This is a genomic window from Mycobacterium sp. 1245852.3 (genome assembly GCF_001669335.1).
GTDB lineage: Bacteria > Actinomycetota > Actinomycetes > Mycobacteriales > Mycobacteriaceae > Mycobacterium > Mycobacterium europaeum_A.
Genome location: NZ_LZLL01000518.1, coordinates 44,736 through 67,634, shown reverse-complemented (window position 1 = coordinate 67,634; position 22,899 = coordinate 44,736). Strand labels below are relative to the sequence as shown.

Genomic DNA, 22,899 nt, shown 5'->3' with positions numbered 1-22,899 from the left:
GCGTGTCTCGTGCGCAGAAGTGCAGCCGGTGACGGGCCGCCGTGGGCAACGGTAGGTCCCGAAAGCTGAGCGGTCTGGACGAAACCCTGACCGCTCAGCGCGGTCACCAGCTGATCGGCGTGGTGCGCATCCCCGAGGACCATGCGAGCCCGATCCGCGTCATCACCCGTCGCCTGGCCATCGCGCTGGTGGTGCTGCTGGCCGCGGCGGTCATCGTCTACCTGGACCGCACCGGTTACCGCGACGTGCGCAACCAACCGCTGACGTTTCTGGACTGCGTGTACTTCTCCGCGGTCTCCCTGTCGACGACCGGTTACGGCGACATCACGCCGTACACCGAAACCGCGCGCCTGGTGCACACCCTGATCTTCACCGCGTTGCGGATCGCGTTCCTGGCCGTGCTGGTCGGCACCACGCTCGAAGTGCTCTCCGAGCGGTCTCGCCAAGGGTGGAAGATTCAGCGTTGGAGGAGCAGAGTGCGCAACCACACCATCGTGATCGGCTACGGCACCAAGGGAAAGACGGCGGTCGCCGCCATCCTCGGTGACGAGACCGCCCAGGCCGAGGTCGTTGTCGTGGACACCGATCGGGGCACGCTCGAGCACGCCGAGAGCGCGGGCCTGGTCACCCTGCACGGCGACGCCACCAAAGCCGATGTGCTGCGGCTGGCCGGCGCCCAGCACGCGGCGTCCATCGTGGTCGCCACCAGCCGCGACGACACCGCGGTGCTGGTGACGCTGACGGCGCGCGAACTGGCACCCAACGCCAAGATCGTCGCCTCGATCCGGGAGACCGAGAATCAGCACCTGCTGCAGCAGTCCGGCGCCGACTCGGTGGTGGTCTCCTCGGCCACCGCCGGCCGGCTCCTGGGGCTGGCCACCACCACGCCCAGCGTCGTGGACATGATCGAGGACCTGCTGACCCCCGACGCCGGGCTGGCCATCGCCGAGCGAGAAGTGGAGCAGACCGAAGTCGGCGGATCGCCGCGGCACCTGCGCGACATCGTGCTCGGAGTGGTGCGCGACGGCCACCTGCTGCGCATCGGCGCACCCGAGGTGGATGCGATCGAGGCCAACGACCGACTGCTCTACATCCGAAACGCCGACCACTGATGGCGATCGCGGACTTTCAGCTGCGCAGCGTCCCGTTGCTGTCGCGCGTCGGCGCCGACCGCGCCGATCAGCTGCGCACCGATGTCGAGGCCGCCACCGCCGGCTGGGCGGAGGCGGCGCTGCTGCGGGTGGATTCGCGCAACCAGGTGCTGGCCGCCAACGGCCGGGTGGTGCTCGGCGCGGCCGCCGAAATCGGCGACAAGCCGCCGTCGGAGGCGGTGTTCCTGGGGCGCCTGGAGGACGGCCGGCACGTGTGGGGCATCCGCGGCGCGCTGCAGGCCCCCGACGATCCCGGCGCGCACGCCGAGGTGGTGAACCTGCGCAGCCTGGGCCCGATCTTCGACGACACCAGCAGCCAGCTGGTGTCCGCGGCCGTCGCGCTGCTGAACTGGCATGAGAAGGCCCGTTTCAGCCCCGAGGACGGGTCGCCGACGCGGCCGGCCCGGGCGGGTTGGGCACGAATCAACCCGGTGACCGGTCGCGAGGAGTTCCCGCGCATCGACCCGGCGGTGATCTGCCTGGTCCACGACGGCGGTGACCGCGCGGTGCTGGCCCGCCAGGCGGTGTGGCCGGAGCGGATGTTCTCGCTGCTGGCCGGATTCGTCGAGGCCGGTGAGTCTTTCGAGGTGTGCGTCGCCCGCGAGATCCGCGAGGAGATCGGGCTGACCGTCCGCGACGTGCGCTACCTGGGCAGTCAGCCGTGGCCGTTCCCGCGCTCGCTGATGGTCGGTTTCCACGCCGTCGCCGACCCGGCCGAAGAGTTCTCCTTCAACGACGGCGAGATCGCCGAGGCGGCCTGGTTCACCCGCGACGAGGTGCGCGCCGCGCTCGCGGCTGGGGACTGGTCCAGCTCGTCTGAGTCGAAACTGCTGCTGCCGGGGTCGATCTCGATCGCCCGCGTGATCATCGAATCCTGGGCCGCGATCGACTGAGCGGGCCTAGCTCCCGGTCTGGGCCAGCTTCGCCTTCACCTCGGCGGCGCTCGGGTTGGTCAGCGTCGACCCGTCGGCGAACTTGACCGTCGGGACCGTCCTGTTGCCGCCGTTGACCGAGCTGACGAAATCAGCGGCCGCCGCGTCGTGCTCGATGTCGACCGCCTCGTAGGGAATTCCGTTGGACTTGAGCACCGTCATGAGCCGGTGGCAGTAACCACACCAGGAGGTCGTGTAGACGGTGAGCGGGGCAGAGGTCATAGCTGGTTAACGTAGCCCGGCGACGATGCATTCCGCGACGCGGGATGCGGAGGAGTGGGCGATTGGGTGTAGCCCGGCGACGATGCATTCCGCGACGCGGGATGCGGAGGAGTGGGCGATTGGGTGTAGCCCGGCGACGATGCATTCCGCGACGCGGGATGCGGAGGAGTGGGCGATCGGGTGTAGCCCGGCGACGATGCATTCCGCGACGCGGGATGCGGAGGAGTGGGCGATTGGGTGTAGCCCGGCGACAATGCATTCCGTGCCGGGGGTACCGCGGAATCCGGCGACTCGCCGGGGCGACACGCCAGGCCGCCGATCAAGGTGTGGCGATGCGCCGGGTTTGTCGGCGACCGCTGCCAAGATGGACGCCATGCCAACGGTCGCCGATCCCTTGACAGCCGGGCTGGACGACGAGCAGCGCGAAGCCGTGCTGGCTCCCCGCGGCCCGGTCTGCGTGCTCGCCGGCGCCGGCACGGGAAAGACGCGCACCATCACGCACCGCATCGCCCAGTTGATCGCCAGTGGTCATGTCGCGGCGGGCCAGGTGCTGGCCGTCACGTTCACCCAGCGGGCGGCGGGGGAGATGCGCTCGAGGCTGCGGATGATCGATGCCGCGGCGGGCGAGGACACCACCGTCGGCGCGGTCTCGGCCCTGACGTTCCACGCGGCCGCCCACCGACAGCTGCGGTATTTCTGGCCGCGGGTGGTCGGCGACACCGGCTGGCAGCTGCTGGACAGCAAATTCGCCGTCGTCGCCCGGGCGGCCGCCCGCGCCCGGATCAACGCGAGCACCGACGACGTGCGCGACTTGGCCGGCGAGATCGAGTGGGCCAAGGCGTCGCTGATCGGGCCGGAGGAATACCCGGCCGCGGTGGCCGCCGCCGCGCGCGACATTCCGCTGGACGCCGCGCGGGTCGCCACCGTCTACGCCGCCTACGAAGCGCTCAAATCCCGCGGCGACAACGTCACCCTGCTCGATTTCGACGACCTGCTGCTGCACACCGCCGCCGCGATCGAAAATGATCCCGCCGTGGCCGAGGAGTTCCGGGATCGCTACCGCTGCTTCGTGGTCGACGAGTACCAGGACGTCACGCCATTGCAGCAGCGGGTGCTGACGGCGTGGCTGGGCGATCGCGACGACCTGACCGTGGTGGGCGACGCCAACCAGACCATCTACTCGTTCACCGGGGCCTCGCCGCGGTTCCTGCTCGACTTCTCCCGCAGGTTCCCCGACGCCACGGTGGTGCGCCTGGAGCGCGACTACCGCTCCACCCCGCAGGTGGTGTCGTTGGCCAACCAGGTGATCGCCTCGGCGCGCGGCCGCGTCGCGGGCAGCAAGCTGCACCTGGTGGGCCAGCGCGCGCCGGGCCCGGCGCCGTCGTTCTCCGAGCATCCCGACGAACCGGCCGAGGCCGCCGCGGTCGCCAAATCGATCAAGCGGCTCATCGAATCCGGCACCCCGCCGTCGGAGATCGCGGTGCTGTACCGGGTCAACGCGCAATCGGAGATCTACGAGGAGGCGCTGACCGAGGCCGGCATCGCCTATCAGGTTCGCGGTGGCGAGGGGTTCTTCAACCGCCAGGAGATCAAGCAGGCCATGCTGGCGCTGCACCGGGCGGCCGAGCGCGGCTCTGAGCATGGCCCAGCGGGCCCGTTGCCCGACATGGTGCGCGCGGTGCTGGAACCGCTGGGGCTGACGGCGGAGGAACCGGTGGGCACCCGGGCCCGCGAGCGCTGGGAAGCGCTGACCGCCTTGGCAGAGCTGGTGGACGACGAAGTCGCCCAGCGTCCGCAGCTCGACTTGCCCGGGCTGATAGCCGAACTCCGGATGCGCGCCGACGCCCGGCACGCACCGGTGGTGCAAGGCGTCGCGCTGGCGTCGCTGCACGCGGCCAAGGGGCTCGAGTGGGACGCGGTGTTCCTGGTCGGGTTGGCCGACGGCACGCTGCCCATCTCGCACGCGTTGGCGCACGGCGCAGAAAGCGAAGCGGTCGAGGAGGAACGCCGGCTGCTCTACGTCGGAATCACCAGGGCCAGAACGCATTTGGCGCTCAGCTGGGCGCTGGCCCGCAGCCCGGGCGGGCGCCAGGGGCGCAAGCCGTCGCGGTTCCTCAACGGCATCGCACCCCAGGCGCGGGCCGACGCGGCGCCCAACAAGTCTCGGCGCACCCGCGGCACCGCGACCCGCTGCCGGATCTGCAACAACAACCTGACCACCCCGGCGGCCGTCATGCTGCGGCGCTGCGAGACCTGCGCCGCCGACATCGACGAGGACCTGTTGCTGCGGCTCAAGGCTTGGCGGCTCGACATCGCCAAGGAGCAGAAGGTGCCCGCCTACGTCGTCTTCACCGACAACACGCTGATCGCCATCGCCGAGCTACTGCCCGACGACGAAGAGGCGCTGATCGCGATCCCGGGCATCGGCGCACGCAAACTGGAACAGTACGGGCCCGACGTGCTGGAGCTGGTCCGCGGCCGTTGACCGGTAAACCCGCAGGTCAGAAAATCGGTTGTGGTCATCGGCGCTGACCGTTTACCCTCGAAGCGCACAACTCGACACCACGGAAGTCGGCATTACGGGAAGGGGGTGGCCACGATGATCAACGACGCTTTCGGTGTAGGCGTGGCCCGCGCGGCGTTCGACGCTGCCACCACCCATGCCGCACACGCCGCCTCGGCGGCCGCGCGTAAGCATCGCGCCGCCGCCGCGACCGACGCGTCCGTACAAGTCGGGGGCCCACCGAAGGCAAGCTAAGCACCAGCCCGGTTTTCTCCCCAGATGGCCACGGACCCGAAGTCACCAGGATCCGTGGCCATAGTTGTTCCGCAGACAACTTCCTGACCTGGTCCGGATCACTCCCCACGGACGCCAACCCAGATCAGGAAGTAGGTGGTAGGACATGTCGGCACCGACAGTCCCCAGACAATCCCTGCCGTGTCACGTCGGAGATCCCGACCTGTGGTTCGCCGACACCCCGGCCGATCTCGAGCGGGCCAAGACGCTGTGCACCGGCTGCCCGGTCCGCCGCCAGTGCCTGGCGGCCGCACTGGAACGGGCCGAGCCCTGGGGCGTGTGGGGCGGCGAGATCATCGACCGCGGCTCGGTCCTGAGCTTCAAACGGCCCCGTGGACGCCCGCGTAAAGACGACGGAGCCGCCGCCTAGGGCGCAGCGGCTAGATGACCGCGTTGTCGGGTTCGGCGAAACCGGGCACCAGTTCTTCGGACAGCGCCTTGATCGGCACGTGGGCGTCGAGCTGACACAGGATCGCAGCCACCGACATGATCACCCGCATCGGGATCACCAGCTTGGGCGGCAGATCCATCTGCCGGGCCGTGCGGATCTGCGACACCGACCGATCGATCTCGATGGCGGACATCTTCTGCAGCCACTTGCGGGTGTAGTGGAAGACCTCGACCTCGACGGGTTCGACGTACTGGCGCAGCATGTCGTCGATGTCGCGCACCGACACCTGCTGGCCCTTCTGGATGAAGCCGGCCTTCTCCATCGTCGGCAACAACTCGTCGTAGTTCTTGTCGCGGGCCAACCGGATGCTCATACCGAGCTCGATCGGCAGGCCGTCGGGCAGCGCGGCCACGGCGCCGAAGTCGATCACGCCCATGCGGTCGTCGGGCAGCAGCATGAAGTTGCCGGGGTGGGCGTCACCGTGCAGCATCCCCAGCCGACGCGGCGCGTCGAAGGTGAGCTCGAGCAGGCGGGTGCCCATCAAGTCGCGCTGCTCGACCGTGCCGTGCCGGATGATCTCGGCCATCGGGGTGCCCTGCATCCACTCCTGGATCACCACCTTCGGCGCGCTGGCCACGATGCGTGGCACCGCGAAGTGTGGGTGGTCCTGGTACGCCTTGGCGAAGGCGCGCTGATTCTCGGCCTCCAGCCGATAGTCCAGTTCCATCTCGGTGCGCTCGATCAGCTCGTCCACCACGCCCTGCACGTCGGCGCCCGGTGCGAGCTGCTTGAACACCCCGACCAGGCGCTGCATGGTCTTGAGGTCGGCCCGCAGTGCCTCGTCGGCGCCGGGGTACTGGATCTTGACCGCCACCTCGCGGCCGTCGGACCACACGCCCTTGTGGACCTGGCCGATGCTGGCCGACGCCACCGGGGTGTCGTCGAACGAGCTGAACCGTTCGCGCCACTTGGTGCCCAGCTGGGCATCGAGCACCCGGTGCACCTTGGCGGCGGGCAGCGGCGGGGCGTCCTTCTGCAGCTTGGTCAGCGCTTCGCGGTACGGCTCGCCGAATTCCTCGGGGACCGCGGCCTCGAGCACCGACAGCGCCTGGCCCACCTTCATTGCGCCGCCCTTGAGTTCACCCAGCACGGTGAACAGCTGGTGGGCGGCCTTTTCCAGGATCTCGGCCTGGACCTCGTCCCTGGACTTTCCGGTCAGCCGCTTACCGAATCCGATCGCTGCCCGGCCGGCGAACCCGACGGGAATGCTGGCCAGCTTCGCGTTGCGCGCAGCGCGGCCCCTTTTGATGTCTGCCACGTATCCATCATCCATGATGGCCACCGCGATGTGGAGATAAGCCGACAACGGCCGTTGTCACATTGTGTAAACGCAGGTCAGGGTGCCAATCGGCCGTCGTTCGCGGCCCGCAAGGCCAAGCGCCACAACGGAAGTAGGCGTGATTCAGCATGAGCACAGCGGGTGTTTGACCCAGTGCCGCGTGACGATCGCGCCGGAGTGCACATCGAATTCCAGGGTCGCGTTCAGCGTCTGGGGTGGGTCGGGATCGGCCGCCGCCTCCCGTCGGTGCACGGCCGCGATCACCCGGTTCACCTGAGCCAGCGCCAGCGCCGCCGTCGCCAGCACGGTGGCCCGATCGGCGATCCCGACGGTTTCGCGCAGCTGCGCGCAGATCGCCGGCCAGGCGGCGTCGCGGTCCCGGCGGTGCAGGTCCGCGCAGCCCAGGCAGCTGGTCACCCCGGGGATCACCAGCGGACCCACCAGCCCGATGCCGTCGCGCACCCGCACCAACAGGTGGGCGACGCCCTGGCTGTGCAGATCGCGCACCATGCGCGGGTCGGCGACGAGGAAGTCCGACAGCACCACCAGATCGACGTCGTGGGCCGACACCGCGGCGTGCGGTTGGCTGCTGTGCGCGATCCGCGCGCCCGAACAGCGCAAGGTCTCCACCAGCAGCTCCGAGAGCGGCCCGCGGCCGTGGATCCGCACCGAGGCCGCCCGCTCGCGCGGCCGCCCGCATTCGGTGGCCACGCCGGCACCGACCAACTGCGCGACCAGGTTTCGCAGACCGTCGGCGTCGGTCAGCCCGCGGTCGAGCGCGCGGCGCTGCAACTCCGAGAGCGGGGTCGGCGACCACATCGACCGCAACAGGGTGGCCAGCTCGGCGGCGGCCAGGCCGCCCGGCGGGCGGACCAGCACCGCGCGCCGCGGATCCCAGCCCACCTGGACCGCGCCGTCGGGCCGCAGCAGGACCGGCAGCGCTGGGTCCAGCGCGTAGGTGGAAAGCGTGGCCGGGCGCCGCTGCGTCACGGCGTCACTGTGTCACGCGCGCGGCGATGGTCCCGCTCAGTTATCCACAGAGCCGCCGTCGGGCGGGCCGTCGGGGCCTTGGCCCTCGCGCTCGAGTTTGGCGATGGCCTCGTCGATGCCGCTGGTGTCGCCGCCGATGACCCGGTCGATGAAGCCCGCCGGCTCGTCGAGGTCCCCGGCGTCGGGCAGCAGATCGGGGTGTTGCCAGATGCCGTCGCGGGTGTCGACCCCGGCGGCCTCGGTCAGGCGCTCCCAGAACGCCGCGGCCTCACGCATCTTGCGGGGCCGCAGCTCCAGCCCGACCAGCGTGGCAAAGGTCTGCTCGGCAGGGCCGCTGCTGGCCCGGCGGCGCCGCATCGTCTCGCCCAGCGCGGCCGCACCAGGGATCCGGTCGCCCAGCGCCCCGGCCACCACCACCTGCACCCAGCCCTCGATGAGGGCGAGCAGTGTCTCCAGCCGTTCGAGCGCCTGCGTCTGGGCCGGCGTGGCCTTGGGCTCGAAAACGCCCTGCCCGAGCAGGTTTTCGATGGCCGCCGGATCCGACAGCGACGCCGGATTGAAGTCGCGCGCCAGTTCCTCGATTCCGGACATGTCGATCTGCATGCCCATGGCGTAGGCCTCGACGGCGCCGAGCAGTTGGCTCGACAGCCACGGCACGTGACTGAACAGCCGGTGGTGGGCGGCCTCCCGCGCGGCCAGGAAGGTCAGGACCTCGCTGCGCGGCCGCTCCAGTCCGGTGGCGAACGATTCGACGGCGTCGGGCATTACCGCGGCAATTCCCTTGGGCCCCAAGGGTAGACCGATGTCGGTGGAGGTCAGCACCTCGCGGGACAGTCGGCCCAGCGCCTGTCCGAGCTGCGAGCCGAACGCCATGCCACCCATCTGCGACATCATCTGCAGCAGCGGGCCGGCCATGCTCTTGGCCTCCTCGGGCAGCGACGCCGCCCACACCGTCGAAATCTGTTGTGCCATCGGGTCGCACAGCCGCTTCCAGGTCTCCAAGGTGTTCTCGACCCAGTCGCCGGGCGTCCAGCCCACCGCCTTGGTGGTGCCCGCCGGCAGCGCCGTGGCCCCGTCCAGCCAGGTTTCGGCCAGATGCACCGCGTCGGCGATCGCCGAGTTGGTGGTGTCCGGGATCGGCGCCACAAAGCCGATCGAATTCGTCGCGACGCGGCGCGCCAAGTCGTAGTTCACCGGCCCGGAGCCGGTTCCGGCGGGCCCGACAGTGCCCGCGCTGGAAAACATCTGGCCGAGTTGGGTGAAGATCTGCCCCAAGTCGCCCATGCCGAATTCACCGCTCATGCCGAAGGCGGCGAACGGGTCAGACGGGTTCGAGCCCGATTCGGGATCTTTCTTCCCGCGTTTGTCGGGGTCGTCTCCAGAGTCTCCCGAGGAGAACCCGAAAGGCAGGTCAGCCATACCCTCAACGGTACTCACCGCTAGGTCAGGCGGCGCGACCTCGGGTCAGCTTGTAGCTGAACCAGGCTGACCCGACGTCGTGGCTGAACACCGCGCGGCACCCGCCGTCTAGTCTGATCGGCGTGAACAGGCGCATCCTGACCTTGGTGGTCGCGCTGGTGCCGATCGTGGTGTTCGGCGTGTTGCTGGCCGTGGTGACGGTGCCGTTCGTGTCGCTGGGGCCCGGCCCCACCTTCGACACGCTCGGCGAGGTCGACGGCAAGCAGGTGGTGGCGATCGAGGGCACCCAGACGCATCCGACTACCGGGCACCTCAATATGACGACGGTGTCCCAGCGCGACGACCTGACGCTGGGCGAGGCGCTGACGCTGTGGCTTTCGGACACCGAGCAGCTGGTACCGCGCGACCTGATCTATCCGCCCGGTAAGTCGCGCGAGGAGGTCGACAAGGCCAACAACGCCGACTTCAAGCAATCCGAGGACAGCGCCGCCTATGCCGCCCTGGGTTACCTCAAGTACCCGGCGGCGGTCACCGTCGCCAAGGTCCCCGAGCCGGGCCCCTCGGCGGGCAAGCTGAAGACCGGTGACGCCATCGACGCGGTCAACGGCGTCCCGGTGGCCACCGTCGAGGAGTTCACCGGGTTGCTGAAGAACACCAAGCCCGGCCAGGTCGTGACGATCGATTACCGCCGCAAGAACGAGCCGGCCGGTGTGGCGCAGATCACCCTGGGTGCCAATAAGGACCGCGACTACGGCTTCCTGGGCGTCGCGGTGCTCGACGCGCCGTGGGCGCCGTTCACCGTCGACTTCAACCTGGCCAACGTGGGCGGGCCGTCGGCCGGCCTCATGTTCAGCCTCGCGGTGGTCGACAAACTGACCACCGGGGACCTGGCCAAGTCGAATTTCATCGCCGGGACCGGAACCATTTCGTCGGACGGCAAGGTCGGCCAGATCGGCGGCATCACCCACAAGATGGTCGCCGCGCACGCGGCCGGGGCCACGGTGTTTCTGGTGCCGGCCAAGAACTGTTACGAGGCCAGCTCGGACAATCCGTCCGGCCTGCGGTTGGTCAAGGTCGAGACGCTCGGCCAGGCAGTGGATGCGTTGCACGCGATCGGTTCGGGTGGGCAGGCGCCAAGCTGCTAGCGAAGCCCGGCGATCACGGGTTGTGCCATGCGTAGAGTTGTCACCGTCTAGCAATCGATCAGGGAGCGTAGCCAGTGGGGATGCGGCCCACCGCACGGATGCCGAAGCTGACTCGGCGTAGCCGGATTCTGATCCTGATCGCACTGGGTGTGATCGCTTTGCTGCTCGCGGGTCCGCGGCTGATCGACGCATACGTCGACTGGCTGTGGTTCGGCGAGCTCGGGTATCGCTCGGTGTTCTCCACCGTGCTGGTCACCCGGTTCGTGGTGTTTTTGATCGCCGGCCTGCTGGTGGGCGGCATCGTGTTCGCCGGGCTGGCGGTGGCCTACCGCACCCGCCCGGTGTTCGTGCCGAGCAACGACAACGACCCGGTGGCGCGCTACCGCGCCCTGGTGCTGTCGCGGCTACGACTGGTGAGCGCCGGTATCCCGGTGGCGGTCGGCCTGCTGGCCGGCATCGTCGCCCAGAGCTATTGGGTGCGAATCCAACTGTTCTTGCACGGCGGCGATTTCGGCATCCGGGACCCGCAGTTCGGCAAGGACCTCGGTTTCTACGCGTTCGAGCTGCCGTTCTACCGGCTGCTGCTGTCCTACCTGTTCGTCGCGGTGTTCCTGGCCTTCGTGGCGAACCTGTTGGCCCACTACATCTTCGGCGGCATTCGGCTGTCCGGCCGCACCGGGGCGCTGAGCCGGTCGGCGCGAATCCAGCTGGTCACCCTGGTCGGGGTGCTGGTGCTGCTCAAGGCCATCGCCTACTGGTTGGACCGCTATGAGTTGTTGTCGCACACCCGCGGCGGCAAGCCCTTCACCGGCGCCGGCTACACCGACATCAACGCGGTGCTGCCCGCCAAGCTGATCCTGATGGCCATCGCGCTGATCTGCGCGGGCGCGGTGTTCTCGGCGATCGTGCTCAGGGATTTGCGGATTCCCGCGATCGGTGTGGTCCTGTTGCTGCTGTCGTCGCTGATCGTGGGGGCGGGATGGCCGCTGATCGTCGAGCAGATCAGCGTCAAACCCAATGCCGCGCAAAAGGAAAGCGAATACATCAGCCGCAGCATCGCCGCGACGCGGCAAGCCTACGGTCTGACGTCTGACCAGGTCACCTACCGCAACTACACCGGCGACGCGGGGGCCACCGCCCAGCAGGTCGCCGACGACCGGGCCACCACATCGAACATCCGACTGCTCGACCCGACGATCGTCAGCCCGGCGTTCACCCAGTTCCAGCAGGGCAAGAACTTTTACTACTTCCCCGACCAGCTCTCCATCGACAGGTACCAGGACCGCACCGGGGCCCTGCGTGACTACGTCGTGGCGGCCCGCGAACTCAACCCCGACCGGCTGATCGACAATCAGCGCGACTGGATCAACCGGCACACCGTGTACACCCACGGCAACGGCTTCATCGCGTCGCCGGCCAACACGGTGCGCGGAATCGCCAACGACCCCAACCAGAATGGCGGCTACCCTGAATTCCTGGTCAACGTCGTCGGCGCTAACGGCGGGGTGGTCTCCGACGGCCCGGCGCAGCTCGACCAGCCGCGCGTCTATTTCGGGCCGGTCATCGCCAACACGTCGGCCGACTACGCGATCGTCGGTCGCAACGGCACCGACCGCGAATACGACTACGAGACCAGCAACGAGACCAAGAACTACACCTACACCGGGCTCGGCGGCGTCCCGATCGGCGACTGGCTGTCGCGCAGCGTGTTCGCCGCGAAATTTGCCGAGCGAAACTTCTTGTTCTCCAACGTGATCGGCTCCAACAGCAGGATCCTGTTCAACCGTGACCCGGCGCGGCGGGTGGAGGCGGTGGCGCCGTGGCTGACCACCGACAGCGCGGTGTATCCGGCGATCGTGAACAAGCGACTGGTGTGGATCATCGACGGCTACACCACGCTGGACAATTACCCGTATTCCGAACTCACGTCGTTGGAGTCGGCGACCGCGGACTCCAACGAGGTGGCGTTCAACAGGCTGGCACCCGACAAGCGGGTCTCCTACATCCGCAACTCGGTCAAGGCGACCGTGGACGCCTACGACGGCACCGTCACGCTGTACCAGCAGGACGAGCAGGATCCGGTGCTCAAGGCGTGGATGCAGGTCTTCCCGGGCACGGTCAAGCCCAAGAGCGATATCAGCCCGGAGCTGGCCGAGCACCTGCGCTATCCCGAGGACCTGTTCAAGGTGCAGCGGATGTTGCTGGCGAAATATCACGTCAACGATCCGGTGACGTTCTTCTCCACGTCGGATTTCTGGGACGTGCCGCTAGATCCGAACCCGACGGCCAGCAGCTACCAGCCGCCGTACTACATCGTCGCGAAAAACATTGCGAAGAACGACAATACGGCGTCGTATCAGCTGACCAGCGCGATGAACAGGTTCAAGCGCGACTATCTGGCCGCCTACATCAGCGCCAGCTCCGACCCGGCGACGTACGGCCGGATCACCGTGCTGACCATCCCGGGTCAGGTCAACGGGCCCAAGCTGGCCAACAACGCGATCACCACCGATCCGGCGGTGTCCCAGGACCTCGGTGTGATCGGGCGTGACAACCAGAACCGGATCCGGTGGGGCAACTTGCTCACCCTGCCGGTGGGCCAGGGCGGGCTGCTCTACGTCGAACCCGTGTACGCGTCCCCGGGGGCCAGCGATGCGGCGTCGTCGTATCCGCGGCTCATCCGGGTGGCGATGATGTACAACGACAAGATCGGGTACGGCCCCACGGTGCGGGACGCCCTGACGGGGCTGTTCGGTCCGGGTGCGGGCGCGGCGGCGACGGGCATCCAGCCCACCGAGTCCGGCACCCCCGCCGCCAGTCCGCCGGCCAACACGCCGCCGCCGGCCGTGACACCGGGTTCGGCGCCGCCGGTGGCCGCACCGCCGGTCGCCGACGGTTCGGTGACCCTGTCCCCGGCGAAATCGGCTGCCCTGCAAGAGATTCAGGCGGCCCTCGGCGCGGCCAAGGACGCGCAGAAGAAGGGCGATTTCGCCGGCTACGGTGCGGCGTTGCAGCGCCTGGACGACGCGATCACCAAGTACAACAACACCAAGTAGGTCGGACGCGGGCCGGCGAAGCGCATCTCGCAAAGGCTGCTGCCCGCGCTAATGCAACATTTTAGCCCCATGCCGCTTCGGGGATAACCTCGTCGAGGACATCGACGAGCAGGCTGTTGTTGCTTTTCGGCACCGGGCATAGATCGCACGTGTTCGCCGTTGCAGTCGGCAACAGCAACCTCAAAGGGGTCGATGGTGGGCCAACGGTGGATCGCATGACCGCCAGTGATAGGCGGGTGGGCGCGGCGGGCGGTTCGCTTCGCAACGACGGCCGCGGGGTCCTCGAGAGCGCATTTGAACTGCTGGAGCTGGTGGCTGCGTTGGAGCCGGTGCGGCTGCTGGATTTGGCGAATGTGAGCGGGATCCCGCGGGAGACGGTCCGTCGACTGTTGCAGCAGTTGATCGCGGTCGGGGCGGTCAGTCGCGAAGGCAGCCGGTATCGGTTGGGCGCGAGCCTGTTGGGGTTGGGTTCGCGGGTGAGTCCGGAGCGTCGATTGCGGGTGGCCGCCCGTCGGCCGATCGCCGAGCTGGCAAGCGCCACTGGGGCTGCGGTTCAGTTGTCTGCGCCGATCGGTGGCGAGGTGGTGTATCTGGACGCGGTGGACGCTCGGGTTCCGTTCGGAGTGGTCGCCCAACCGGGGGCCCGGGTACCACCTAGATGCGCAGCCGCACGAGCCCACACCGAATTGGGCTTTACCGCACCGATAGTGGATGCCGGCGAGGTTATCAAGGGTATGAGCTGTGTCGCGGTAACCATTCCTTTGGGCAACGGCGCTGTGGCAGCTGTGTCGACGCTTGTCCCGCGACCGCGGCCGCCGCTCGGGCTGCTCGCTGCCACCAGGGCCACCGGTGTCCGTATCGCCGGGCTCCTTCGTACACCGTGAATTGCTATCAGCGAGAAAACCCACTGAGTGGGCACAGATTGGCCGCTTGTCCCGCGGCTTCTTAACGTCATAGCCGTGGCGGCCACACACCGGTCCGGTACTACCTTCGGATCCTTGACAGCGAAAGGCATACCTTGAACGAGGGGTTGACGTATGTGCTGATTTCGGGCCGTCGGCATGGAGTCTGGTCAAGGCGACCGGTTGCCAAGCGGCCTGGTCTGGGCGATGGCGATGCTCCGTCGGGTTGTGGACGGCTCGTTTCCTAACGACGGCCGCGGGGTTCTCCAGAGCGCATTTGAACTGCTGGAGCTGGTGGCTGCGTTGGAGCCGGTGCGGCTGCTGGATTTGGCGAATGTGAGCGGGATCCCGCGCGAGACGGTCCGTCGACTGTTGCAGCAGTTGATCGCGGTCGGGGCGGTCAGTCGCGAAGGCAGCCGGTATCGGTTGGGCGCGAGCCTGTTGGGGTTGGGTTCGCGGGTGAGTCCGGAGCGTCGATTGCGGGTGGCCGCCCGTCGGCCGATCGCCGAGCTGGCAAGCGCCACTGGGGCTGCGGTTCAGTTGTCTGCGCTGATCGGTGGCGAGGTGGTGTACCTGGACGTGGTGGACGCTCGGATTCCGGTGGGATTCACAGCCGAACCCGGGGCTCGGGTGCCGCCAGGTACGGCGACTGCGCGGGCTTATACCGAGTTGGGCCGCGCCCCCATAGTGGATGCCGGCGGGGTGCTGGCGGATCTCAGCTGCGTTGCCATAGCAATTCCTCTCGGCGACAACGCGGCGGCAGCCGTTTCGGCGCTCATCCCGCAACGCCGGCCTCCGCTGGGACTGCTGGCTGCCACCAGGGCTACCGGCAGCCGCATCGTCAGCCTCCTTCGCAACCCGTGAAACGGTGCCAGGCGCGAAAACCCACTCAGTGGGCGCAGGTTTGCCGCCTGTCGCGCGGTTTCCTAACGTCGCGGGCATGACAGGCGCAAACTGCTCATGAGCAATATGACTCCGGCGGAGCAACTGGTGCTCCTACCGCTGCTGCGCCTTCATGGCATGGTCTATCGGAGGACCGACGGTCGGATCGGCCACCGGATACCCGGGATGCCACCCTGTTTGCTGTTACACACCACGGGCGCGAAGACCGGTCAGCAGCGCAGCAATGCACTGACCTACGCCAAGGACGGCGACTCGTATCTGGTCGTCGCGTCCTTCGGTGGTAGCGATAAGCATCCGGGCTGGTACCACAACCTACGGAACCAGCCGGACTGCGAAATAAACGTGGGGCCAATACGATTCGCGGTGACAGCACGCAGAGTCGCACCCGGTGACGCCGGCTACGCTCGGCTGTGGGAGATCGTCAATACAAACAACGCGAACCGATACACCGGCTACCAGAGCCGAACATCGCGGCCCATCCCGGTTATCGCGTTAACCCCCGCCTGAAGGGCTTACCGCAGCTCTTTGGCCGGCAGCTGCCATCCGGTGCGTGACAGGTAGATGCGGCGATGAACCCGGCACCGCCTTCGGCGTGTGGATGGTCGGCGAACTGATCGCACAGCACACTAGCCCTCAAATCAGAAGCGCCTAACCGTGAATCACTGATCAGCTAGCAAAACCCACCCAGTGGGCGCGGGCTCGCAGTTGGCCTCGTCGCTTCCTAGCGTCACTCGTGTGACACGCGCTCATGGCGCCAAGAATGGCGCAGAAGTACTGCTGGATCATTTGGAATCCCAGGGCGTGGACTGCATTTTCGCCTCTCCCATCGCCGTGATGGCGCCGATCTGGGAAGTGCTTGCCCGGCGCGGCAACGAGATGAGGCTGCGGTACTTCCGCTGTCGCCATGAGCTGTTGGCGGTGAGCCTGGCATCGGGTTACTACAAGGCCACCGGCCGAAGCCAGATCGTCTTCTTGCCGACATCGTTGGGAGTTCAAAACGCGTCGATGGCGCTGAGCACGGCGCTGCAGGAGCGCACACCGATGACGGCACTGTCGCCTGACACGCTCAGCTATGGTGATGACCCCGACGGCGATCCCGGTGCCGAATGGCCCGCACTGCTGACCGACCATGCCGGCCCGGCGCGCAACGCCGAAGTCGTCGTCAAGTGGGCGAAGCGAGCGCGCACGCCGTTCGATCTGGTTCACGAACTCCGGCGCGCCCGCTTCATCGCCGAGTCCGTCCCGCTCGGCCCGACGCTGTTGGAGATACCGTTTCAGCTGTTGCTGGGCGAGGGTCACCCCGAGGTCCCCCCGTGGGTTCCCGCTGCACCGAATGTCGCGACACCAGAACATATCGACCGGGTGGCCGGACTTCTCGTGCGCGCGACAAACCCGATCATCGTCACCGAACACGGCGGGCGCACCGACGCCGACCGCAACGCCCTGATAGGCATCGCCGAGGCGCTGTCGGCGCCCGTCTTCGAATTCTGGAATCCCGCCTATCACAACTTTCCGCGGTCACACCCCCTGTACGGGGCGGGGCCGGTGGAAGCGGTGCTGGGTGAAGCCGATGCCGTGCTGTTGGCCGGCTGCAATGGACCGTGGCATCCGCCGCAGGCGGCGTTACGCCCAGGGTGCGCGGTCATTCACCTCGAACAAGACCCGCTGCGCCCGCGCGGTGCCTATTGGGGCTACCCGATCACTCACGCGATCCCGGGGAATGTGTCGATCAATCTGGTTGCGCTCGCTGCCAATCTACAAACGCGATCGGCCGTTCGGCACGACGCCGACGAGCGGTGGACGCGCTACACGGACGGCGTGCGCGCCAAGGGAATCGAAGAAGCTCGCCAACTAGCGTTGCAGGCAACCGATTTCGTGTGTGCCGCCGACTTGTTCGGCGCGTTGCACGACGCACTTCCCGACGACGCGATCTGTGTCGATGAGATCACGTCTCAAGTGCCGCAAATGATTCAATTCCTGTACGCCCGTAAACTTTTCGAGCAGTATCGCGGTTGGGCAGGAGCACTGGGCACCGGCCTGGGCACCGCACTCGGCGTCAAGCTCGCGCGCCCGCAGCAAGTGGTCGTCTGCATCCTCGGTGACGGAGCGTGGCACTACAATCCCGTGCCGGCTGCGCTGGGATTCGCACAGGAATACGCAGTCTCGCTGCTCATCGTGCTGTGCAATAACCGGCAGTACGCATCCCAGATCCGAAACCTTGTCAGGTACTACCCGGATAGCGCGGCCGTCCGCGAACAGAACTTCGTCGGCAACACCATTGAACCGATGCCCGACTACGTGAAGCAGGCCGAAGCGTATGGCGGCATGGGCGAACGCGTGCAGAAATTCGATGAGCTGGCCGTGGCCGTGCAGCGGGCGCTCGAAGCCGTCGCATCAGGGCGGACGTTCTTGCTGGACGTCGTCGTCAACCCGTAGGAGACAAATGACCACCCCCGCTGTGATATCCGCGGCCGCCGCCGACCTGACGAGAGCGATCAATGCCACGCAAGTGCGGGTCCCCGGTGCTGCGCCGTTGATCTGGAATGCGGCGGCGCAGCATCGTCCGGCATTGATCGTGCGACCCGAGTCATCGTTCGACGTGCAGATAGCCATCCGGGTGGCGCGTGGCCGCGGGATGCGGCTCTCGGTGCTCGGGGGTGGCCACGACTGGCTTGGTCGCGCTGTGTGCGACGGCGGTCTGGTGATCGACATGTCCGGGATGCGAAGTGTCACAGTCGATACCACGGTACCGGTCGCAACGGTGGGCGCGGGTGTCACAGCGACTGATTTGACCGACGCGGTCACGCCGTACGGGCTGGTTGCCGCCACCGGCAACTGCGGCGGCGTCGGTATGGCCGGCCTGACACTCGGCGGAGGTTACGGACCGCTCAACGGCCGGTTCGGCCTTGCCTCGGACAACCTGGTCGGTGCAGAGGTTGTCCTGGCGGACGGTCGAACCGTCGCAGCCGACGCGACTCACGAGCCGGAGCTGTTCTGGGCACTGCGCGGTGGCGGCGGCAACTTCGGGGTGGTCACCTCGATGCGCGTGCGGTTACATCCGCTGGACCGGTTGATCGGCGGGATGATCACCTTCCCGTGGTCGCAGGCCGCGACGGTGTGGCGTGGGCTCGGTGAGCTGTTGTCGACGGCTCCGGACGAGCTGACCGTGTTAAGTGGACTGCTTTGCGACCCAGGCGGAAATCCGGCGGTGTTCCTGGCCCCGGCCTTCAGCGGCGATCATCGTTGCGGCGAAGCCGCCGTCGATAAGCTCGTCAAGCTTGGAACTCCGCTGACCACACAGGTCGCGCCGATGACGTACCGCGAATGGCTGAGCCTGTTCGATGCCTGGAGCGTGGGTGGGCAGTGCTGGGCGATTCGCACCCGCACGGTCGCGGGGTACACACCTGGGGTGATCGATACGCTCCGCGAGGCCGGTCGGGCGCTGACCTCACCACCCAGCGGCATCACCATCCACCACTGTCACGGCGCGTCGACGCGCGTCGCCTCGGACCAAACCGCGTTCGCAAACCGCCGCCCACACTTCGTCGTCGAGATTGTCGCCAGTTGGGAGACCGGGGATGGTGCTACTCACCGTGCGTGGGCCGACGCGGTGTCGGCGGCGCTTGCGCCTCACGCCCAACCGGGCGGCTATGCCAACCTGTTGGGACCCGATGACCACGAGCAGGTCGCGAATGCATACGGCGAGAACGCCGTCCGACTCGCCGCCGCGAAAGCGCGGTACGACCCCGACGGCGTCTTCACCGCCATTCCGCTTCCCAGCGTCGGTTAGAGGAGGGCTCGAATGTCGATCGGTCCGCAACAATCATGGTCCGATTAGCGCACCCAGGTACCTCTGGCTCAGCGCTGCGTAGGTTCCGTCGTTCTGTGCGATGTTGAGCCACAGATTGATCCATTGCTGCACGTCCGTGGCGGTTCGAGGAATGAGATAGGCCTTTTGTTCGAACGTGAACGGATGGTCCAGACTCTGACCGCAGAGCTGCGGATCCTGGCCTGTCTGCCAACGGATCTCACTGGCATCGGTGATCATGACATCGGCGGCGTCGTTAGTGATTTGGCCGAAGATGGTGTTGTTGTCCGGATAGTTCACCACATGCGCATTGTGGAGGTGGCCGTTGTCGAATTCGGCATTGGTGCCACCGGGGTTGACGACCACGCGGACACCCGGCCGGTCAATGTCGCTCAGGGTCTGGAACTTTGATGCCTCAGCGCAACGGACGATGGCCGCTTTTCCATCGCGTAGGTAGGGAGCGCTGTAGATCGCATGCTCGGCGCGGTTGAGCGTGATGGTGATTCCTCCCATCGCCACATCGCACTTGTTGCCCAGATCATTGACAACACTTGCCCACGTGGTCGGCACCGTGTCCAGCCGGACTCCCAGTCGAGTGGCCATGTCGTGGGCCATGTCGATGTCGAGCCCACTCCAGATGCCCTGTGCGTCACGATACGTGAATGGGCGGTAGTCGCCGGTACTGCACACACGGACCGTGCCGCGCTGCAGAATTTGTGGCAATCCGACGGACGCCGGCGTGGCTGTCGATGACGTCGTAGTCGGTGAGTCACACCCCGCGGCGAGCGCGGCCATGGCGACCAATACAGGAATCGTGACCAACCCGATCATGATGGCCCGCCCCCTCATTGGGGAAGTGCCGACGCCCCTAGCCATTCGCCCTACCAGAATCACTCATCATGAATGCTCCTCAATGACCTGACGGCCCCTTCTGGGATCCGTCCTGGTACTCCTTGAGCGCCAATCTATTACCCCAGCCTAGAGCTCGGGCGCTGCCCCTATCGCCACACCGTCAAACGGTGACCGGCCGCTAACGCCCACTCAGTGGGCGCAGGTTAGCTGCTGGGCGCGTTGCTTTTTAACGTCGCAGGTGTGACGAAGAACAGATCTGGCCATACTGCTCATCGCGGTTGGCCCGAGGTGGTATCAGCTGCGCTTCCGCAGCATGTGCTTCCCGGCGGCTACGCCAACATGTCTATGCCCGATGGCCCGATCAGACCGCAAACGCTCACGGCGAGAACGATGTCCGAAGCGGCTTTCCGCTTCCTGGGGGCCCGATGACCACCCGCCGGCGGGAGAGCTCGAATGTCGTACATCATCGATAGTCACCACATCACCATGTCGGTGAACGGGGCCCAGGAGGACGTTGACTTTCACGTCAAGATGCTGGGTCTGCGGCTGATCAAACGGACGGTGTTGTTCGACGGCACGATCCCGATCTATCACCTGTATTACAGCAACGCCAACGGCGACCCGAGCGCGGTGCTCACCACGTTCCCGGTTGGCCAGGCCGGGATCTGCGGGCGACGTGGTACCAACCAAGCACGTGAGGTATTGCTCGCCGCTCCCGCGGGTTCGCTGAACTACTGGTCCTCCAGGTTGCAGGAACGGACCGCGGACGTCCGGGACGCGACCGTGTTCGATCGCCGCCGCGTCCTGTTCCGGCATCCGTGCGGGATCGAGTACCAGCTGGTCGAGGTCGTCGACGACCCTCGTCGGGGTTACACCGGCAACGGTGTGCCCGAGGAGTACGCCATCCACGGGATTTACGGTGTAGGCGTACACGTGACGGGGCCGGACACCGCAGTCGAGTTCGCCGCCAACCACCTTGGTGCTCGCGAGGGTTTGACCGAAGGTGACCGTTTTGCGTTGGAGGCCGGTAAGTCCGGGCTCGGCGGTGCGGTCGAGCTTGTCGTCAATCGCACAGATGGGCCGGGCACGTGGACCTATGGTGCCGGAACTATTCACCACTTCGCTTGGAACGCAGACACTCTCGAAAACCAGAGCGACCTGAAACTCGAGATCGAGGGTGCCGGCTACACAGATATGTCCGAAGTTCGAGACCGCAAGTACTTCAAGTCGGTCTACGTCAGATCACCCGGCGGCGCCCTTTTCGAACTGGCCGTGACACACAATGACGGTGGCTGGGACTGCGACGAGTCGCCGCAGGAGCTGGGCAAGCGATTCCAGCTGCCGGAGCAATTCGAGGCGCGGCGCGAGGAGATCCTCGGCCGCCTCGAGCCGATCAGGCTCTGAGGATGCGTCGAAGCGAGGACGGCCGCGCGTCGACGGCGGCGCATTGGGTCTTCATCTATCGAAGTTCTGACAACCCCGGAGTGAGGAATCCACATGAACGCACCCACAATGCATGACGCCACCAAAGTTCTGGCTGACCCATCGGCATACGCCGACGACGAGCGGCTGCACACGGGGCTACGGCAGCTGCGGGCAACCAATCCGGTTGCATGGGTGGACCATCCGCCGTATCGGCCGTTCTGGGCGATCACCAAGCACGCTGACATCATGGCTATCGAGCGCGATAATGACCTCTTCATCAGCGCGCCCCGCACAATGCTCACAGCCGCCGCTGTCGACGATCTGCGCAATGCAGAGCTAGACGCCGGGACCGGCATGCGCACCTTGGTCCAGATGGACGGCGCATACCACCGCAAGGTGCGCGCGATCTCCGCGAACTGGTTCCGCCCCGCGGCCATGCGCAACCTGAAGGCGCAGGTGGACCAGCTGGCCAAGCGCTGTGTCGACAAGATGCGCGAGATCGGACCTGAGTGCGACTTCGTCACCGACGTCGCAGCCGACTTTCCGCTCTACGTCATCCTGTCCCTATTGGGTCTTTCCGAATCCGAGTTTCCCCGGATGCGCACGCTTACCCAGGAAATGTTCGGCCGCGATGACGCCGAATACCAGCGAAGTCAAGGCCCCCAGGCCGTGCTCGCGGTGATGCAGGACTTCCTCAACTACTTCGCCGCGCTGACCGCGTCGCGCCGCCAGAACCCCACCGGCGACCTGGCCTCGGCCATCGCGAACGGGCGCGTCGACGGCGAGCCGCTCTCGGACGTGGACACCGCGTCCTACTACGTGATCATCGCCAGCGCCGGCCATGACACCACCAAAGACGCCATCTCCGGCGGGCTGCGCGCGCTCATCGAAAACCCCGGTGAACTAACGCGATTGGAGCAGGACCTCACGCTGATGCCGACGGCGATCGAGGAGATGATCCGGTGGACCACCCCGGTGAAGGAATTCATGCGCACCGCAACCGCCGACACCACGGTTCGGGGGGTCGACATCGCCGAAGGAGAGTCGGTGTATCTGGCATACGCGTCCGGCAACCGCGACGAGGAGGTCTTCGACGATCCGTTCCGCTTCGACATCCGCCGCGATCCCAACAAACACCTGGCCTTCGGGTACGGAGTGCACTTCTGCCTCGGTGCCGCATTAGCGCGGATGGAGATCAACAGTCTCTACCGCGAACTGCTTCCCAGGCTGAAATCGATCGAGCTCGCCGGCGAGCCCGAATTGTGCGCGACGACACTCGTCGGTGGTCTCAAACACCTGCCGATCCGCTACTCACTGAAGTGATTTCGGCTCTGCCGATCCGTGACACAGAAGGGCCCACCATGACGAGATTTTCGGAGGATTACCCACTGCAGCCGCCCCTGGCGATGATAGTGCGGCAAGCATGCGTTCACAGCTTCATCGCGATAGTGCTGGTCTTTATGGGCACCATGCTATGGGCCGCGGCTTTCGGTGACCTTCCAGGGTCTGCCAAGACCTTCCCACGTTGCGAGCAATACGACCTCGGGCCAGCGGCTTCGGCCGGCCG

Annotated in this window: 19 protein-coding genes; 14 read left to right on the top strand and 5 right to left on the bottom strand. The window is 66.7% G+C overall.

Going from position 1 to position 22,899, the window contains the following annotated elements; genetic code table 11:
• Positions 1-41 precede the first annotated feature (41 nt).
• Together A9W96_RS23535 and nudC are read left to right on the top strand one after the other, a co-directional pair.
• The gene (locus tag A9W96_RS23535; protein WP_067143496.1) at positions 42-1,112 is read left to right on the top strand and encodes a TrkA family potassium uptake protein; all 1,071 of its coding nucleotides are present in this window, start codon (positions 42-44) and stop codon (positions 1,110-1,112) included.
• Positions 1,112-2,044, top strand: coding sequence for an NAD(+) diphosphatase (gene nudC / locus A9W96_RS23530; RefSeq protein WP_066871169.1), 933 nt, complete (start codon positions 1,112-1,114; stop codon positions 2,042-2,044). Before A9W96_RS23535 ends, nudC begins: the two co-directional genes overlap by 1 nt.
• A gap of 6 nt (positions 2,045-2,050) precedes the next feature.
• Here the strand turns inward: nudC and mrx1 are convergent, their stop codons facing one another.
• Complete coding sequence (gene mrx1 / locus A9W96_RS23525; RefSeq protein ID WP_066871166.1) at positions 2,051-2,305, bottom strand: mycoredoxin Mrx1; 255 nt, start codon at positions 2,303-2,305, stop codon at positions 2,051-2,053.
• Between the two features lie 373 nt (positions 2,306-2,678).
• On the opposite strand from mrx1, the gene A9W96_RS23520 reads away from it, so the two are divergent.
• From A9W96_RS23520 to A9W96_RS23515, 3 genes are all read left to right on the top strand, one after another.
• The gene (locus A9W96_RS23520; RefSeq protein ID WP_197499616.1) at positions 2,679-4,790 is read left to right on the top strand and encodes an ATP-dependent DNA helicase UvrD2; all 2,112 of its coding nucleotides are present in this window, start codon (positions 2,679-2,681) and stop codon (positions 4,788-4,790) included.
• Between the two features lie 114 nt (positions 4,791-4,904).
• Entirely contained in the window at positions 4,905-5,063 is a 159-nt protein-coding gene (locus A9W96_RS32330) for a hypothetical protein (RefSeq protein ID WP_197497901.1), read from the top strand.
• Between the two features lie 145 nt (positions 5,064-5,208).
• Positions 5,209-5,472, top strand: coding sequence for a WhiB family transcriptional regulator (locus A9W96_RS23515; protein ID WP_066871160.1), 264 nt, complete (start codon positions 5,209-5,211; stop codon positions 5,470-5,472).
• 10 nt (positions 5,473-5,482) lie between these two features.
• Here the strand turns inward: A9W96_RS23515 and A9W96_RS23510 are convergent, their stop codons facing one another.
• The 3 genes from A9W96_RS23510 to A9W96_RS23500 form a co-directional block, all read right to left on the bottom strand.
• A complete protein-coding gene (locus A9W96_RS23510; RefSeq protein ID WP_067022215.1) occupies positions 5,483-6,826 on the bottom strand; it encodes an AarF/ABC1/UbiB kinase family protein in 1,344 nt (447 codons plus the stop codon).
• Positions 6,827-6,955: 129 nt separating this feature from the next.
• Complete coding sequence (locus tag A9W96_RS23505; protein ID WP_067143490.1) at positions 6,956-7,822, bottom strand: cyclodehydratase; 867 nt, start codon at positions 7,820-7,822, stop codon at positions 6,956-6,958.
• Between the two features lie 36 nt (positions 7,823-7,858).
• Positions 7,859-9,259, bottom strand: coding sequence for a zinc-dependent metalloprotease (locus tag A9W96_RS23500; RefSeq protein WP_197497899.1), 1,401 nt, complete (start codon positions 9,257-9,259; stop codon positions 7,859-7,861).
• A gap of 104 nt (positions 9,260-9,363) precedes the next feature.
• On the opposite strand from A9W96_RS23500, the gene A9W96_RS23495 reads away from it, so the two are divergent.
• The 7 genes from A9W96_RS23495 (at position 9,364) to A9W96_RS23465 (ending at position 19,037) form a co-directional block, all read left to right on the top strand.
• Complete coding sequence (locus A9W96_RS23495) at positions 9,364-10,386, top strand: PDZ domain-containing protein (RefSeq protein WP_066871152.1); 1,023 nt, start codon at positions 9,364-9,366, stop codon at positions 10,384-10,386.
• A gap of 74 nt (positions 10,387-10,460) precedes the next feature.
• A complete protein-coding gene (locus tag A9W96_RS23490; RefSeq protein ID WP_066871149.1) occupies positions 10,461-13,442 on the top strand; it encodes a UPF0182 family protein in 2,982 nt (993 codons plus the stop codon).
• 215 nt (positions 13,443-13,657) lie between these two features.
• Complete coding sequence (locus A9W96_RS23485; protein WP_067143487.1) at positions 13,658-14,326, top strand: helix-turn-helix domain-containing protein; 669 nt, start codon at positions 13,658-13,660, stop codon at positions 14,324-14,326.
• 201 nt (positions 14,327-14,527) lie between these two features.
• Entirely contained in the window at positions 14,528-15,208 is a 681-nt protein-coding gene (locus A9W96_RS23480; RefSeq protein ID WP_197499615.1) for a helix-turn-helix domain-containing protein, read from the top strand.
• A 96-nt stretch (positions 15,209-15,304) separates the two neighbouring features.
• Positions 15,305-15,754, top strand: coding sequence for a nitroreductase family deazaflavin-dependent oxidoreductase (locus tag A9W96_RS23475; RefSeq protein WP_067143479.1), 450 nt, complete (start codon positions 15,305-15,307; stop codon positions 15,752-15,754).
• A 228-nt stretch (positions 15,755-15,982) separates the two neighbouring features.
• Positions 15,983-17,683, top strand: a complete 1,701-nt coding sequence (locus A9W96_RS23470) for a thiamine pyrophosphate-dependent enzyme (RefSeq protein ID WP_197499614.1) — start codon at positions 15,983-15,985, stop codon at positions 17,681-17,683.
• A gap of 7 nt (positions 17,684-17,690) precedes the next feature.
• The gene (locus A9W96_RS23465) at positions 17,691-19,037 is read left to right on the top strand and encodes an FAD-binding oxidoreductase (RefSeq protein ID WP_067143473.1); all 1,347 of its coding nucleotides are present in this window, start codon (positions 17,691-17,693) and stop codon (positions 19,035-19,037) included.
• Between the two features lie 33 nt (positions 19,038-19,070).
• On the opposite strand, the gene A9W96_RS23460 is transcribed toward A9W96_RS23465, so the two are convergent.
• The gene (locus tag A9W96_RS23460; protein WP_156765383.1) at positions 19,071-19,886 is read right to left on the bottom strand and encodes a transporter substrate-binding domain-containing protein; all 816 of its coding nucleotides are present in this window, start codon (positions 19,884-19,886) and stop codon (positions 19,071-19,073) included.
• Between the two features lie 474 nt (positions 19,887-20,360).
• Between A9W96_RS23460 and A9W96_RS23455 the strand changes: the two genes are divergently transcribed.
• Positions 20,361-21,311 (top strand): VOC family protein, encoded by a 951-nt coding sequence (locus tag A9W96_RS23455; RefSeq protein ID WP_067143467.1) that lies wholly within the window; start codon positions 20,361-20,363, stop codon positions 21,309-21,311.
• 93 nt (positions 21,312-21,404) lie between these two features.
• Positions 21,405-22,655, top strand: a complete 1,251-nt coding sequence (locus A9W96_RS23450; RefSeq protein WP_067143464.1) for a cytochrome P450 — start codon at positions 21,405-21,407, stop codon at positions 22,653-22,655.
• Positions 22,656-22,899: the final 244 nt, after the last annotated feature.

Excerpts from the sequence above, each read along its gene's own strand:
- A9W96_RS32330 (WP_197497901.1), top strand. The coding sequence starts at position 4,905 with ATGATCAACGACGCTTTCGGTGTAGGCGTGGCCCGCGCGGCGTTCGAC.
- A9W96_RS23450 (WP_067143464.1), top strand. The coding sequence starts at position 21,405 with ATGAACGCACCCACAATGCATGACGCCACCAAAGTTCTGGCTGACCCA.
- A9W96_RS23455 (WP_067143467.1), top strand. The coding sequence starts at position 20,361 with ATGTCGTACATCATCGATAGTCACCACATCACCATGTCGGTGAACGGG.
- A9W96_RS23475 (WP_067143479.1), top strand. The coding sequence starts at position 15,305 with ATGAGCAATATGACTCCGGCGGAGCAACTGGTGCTCCTACCGCTGCTG.
- A9W96_RS23510 (WP_067022215.1), bottom strand. The coding sequence starts at position 6,826 with ATGGATGATGGATACGTGGCAGACATCAAAAGGGGCCGCGCTGCGCGC.
- A9W96_RS23515 (WP_066871160.1), top strand. The coding sequence starts at position 5,209 with ATGTCGGCACCGACAGTCCCCAGACAATCCCTGCCGTGTCACGTCGGA.
- A9W96_RS23520 (WP_197499616.1), top strand. The coding sequence starts at position 2,679 with ATGCCAACGGTCGCCGATCCCTTGACAGCCGGGCTGGACGACGAGCAG.
- nudC (WP_066871169.1), top strand. The coding sequence starts at position 1,112 with ATGGCGATCGCGGACTTTCAGCTGCGCAGCGTCCCGTTGCTGTCGCGC.
- mrx1 (WP_066871166.1), bottom strand. The coding sequence starts at position 2,305 with ATGACCTCTGCCCCGCTCACCGTCTACACGACCTCCTGGTGTGGTTAC.
- A9W96_RS23485 (WP_067143487.1), top strand. The coding sequence starts at position 13,658 with ATGACCGCCAGTGATAGGCGGGTGGGCGCGGCGGGCGGTTCGCTTCGC.
- A9W96_RS23465 (WP_067143473.1), top strand. The coding sequence starts at position 17,691 with ATGACCACCCCCGCTGTGATATCCGCGGCCGCCGCCGACCTGACGAGA.
- A9W96_RS23460 (WP_156765383.1), bottom strand. The coding sequence starts at position 19,886 with ATGATCGGGTTGGTCACGATTCCTGTATTGGTCGCCATGGCCGCGCTC.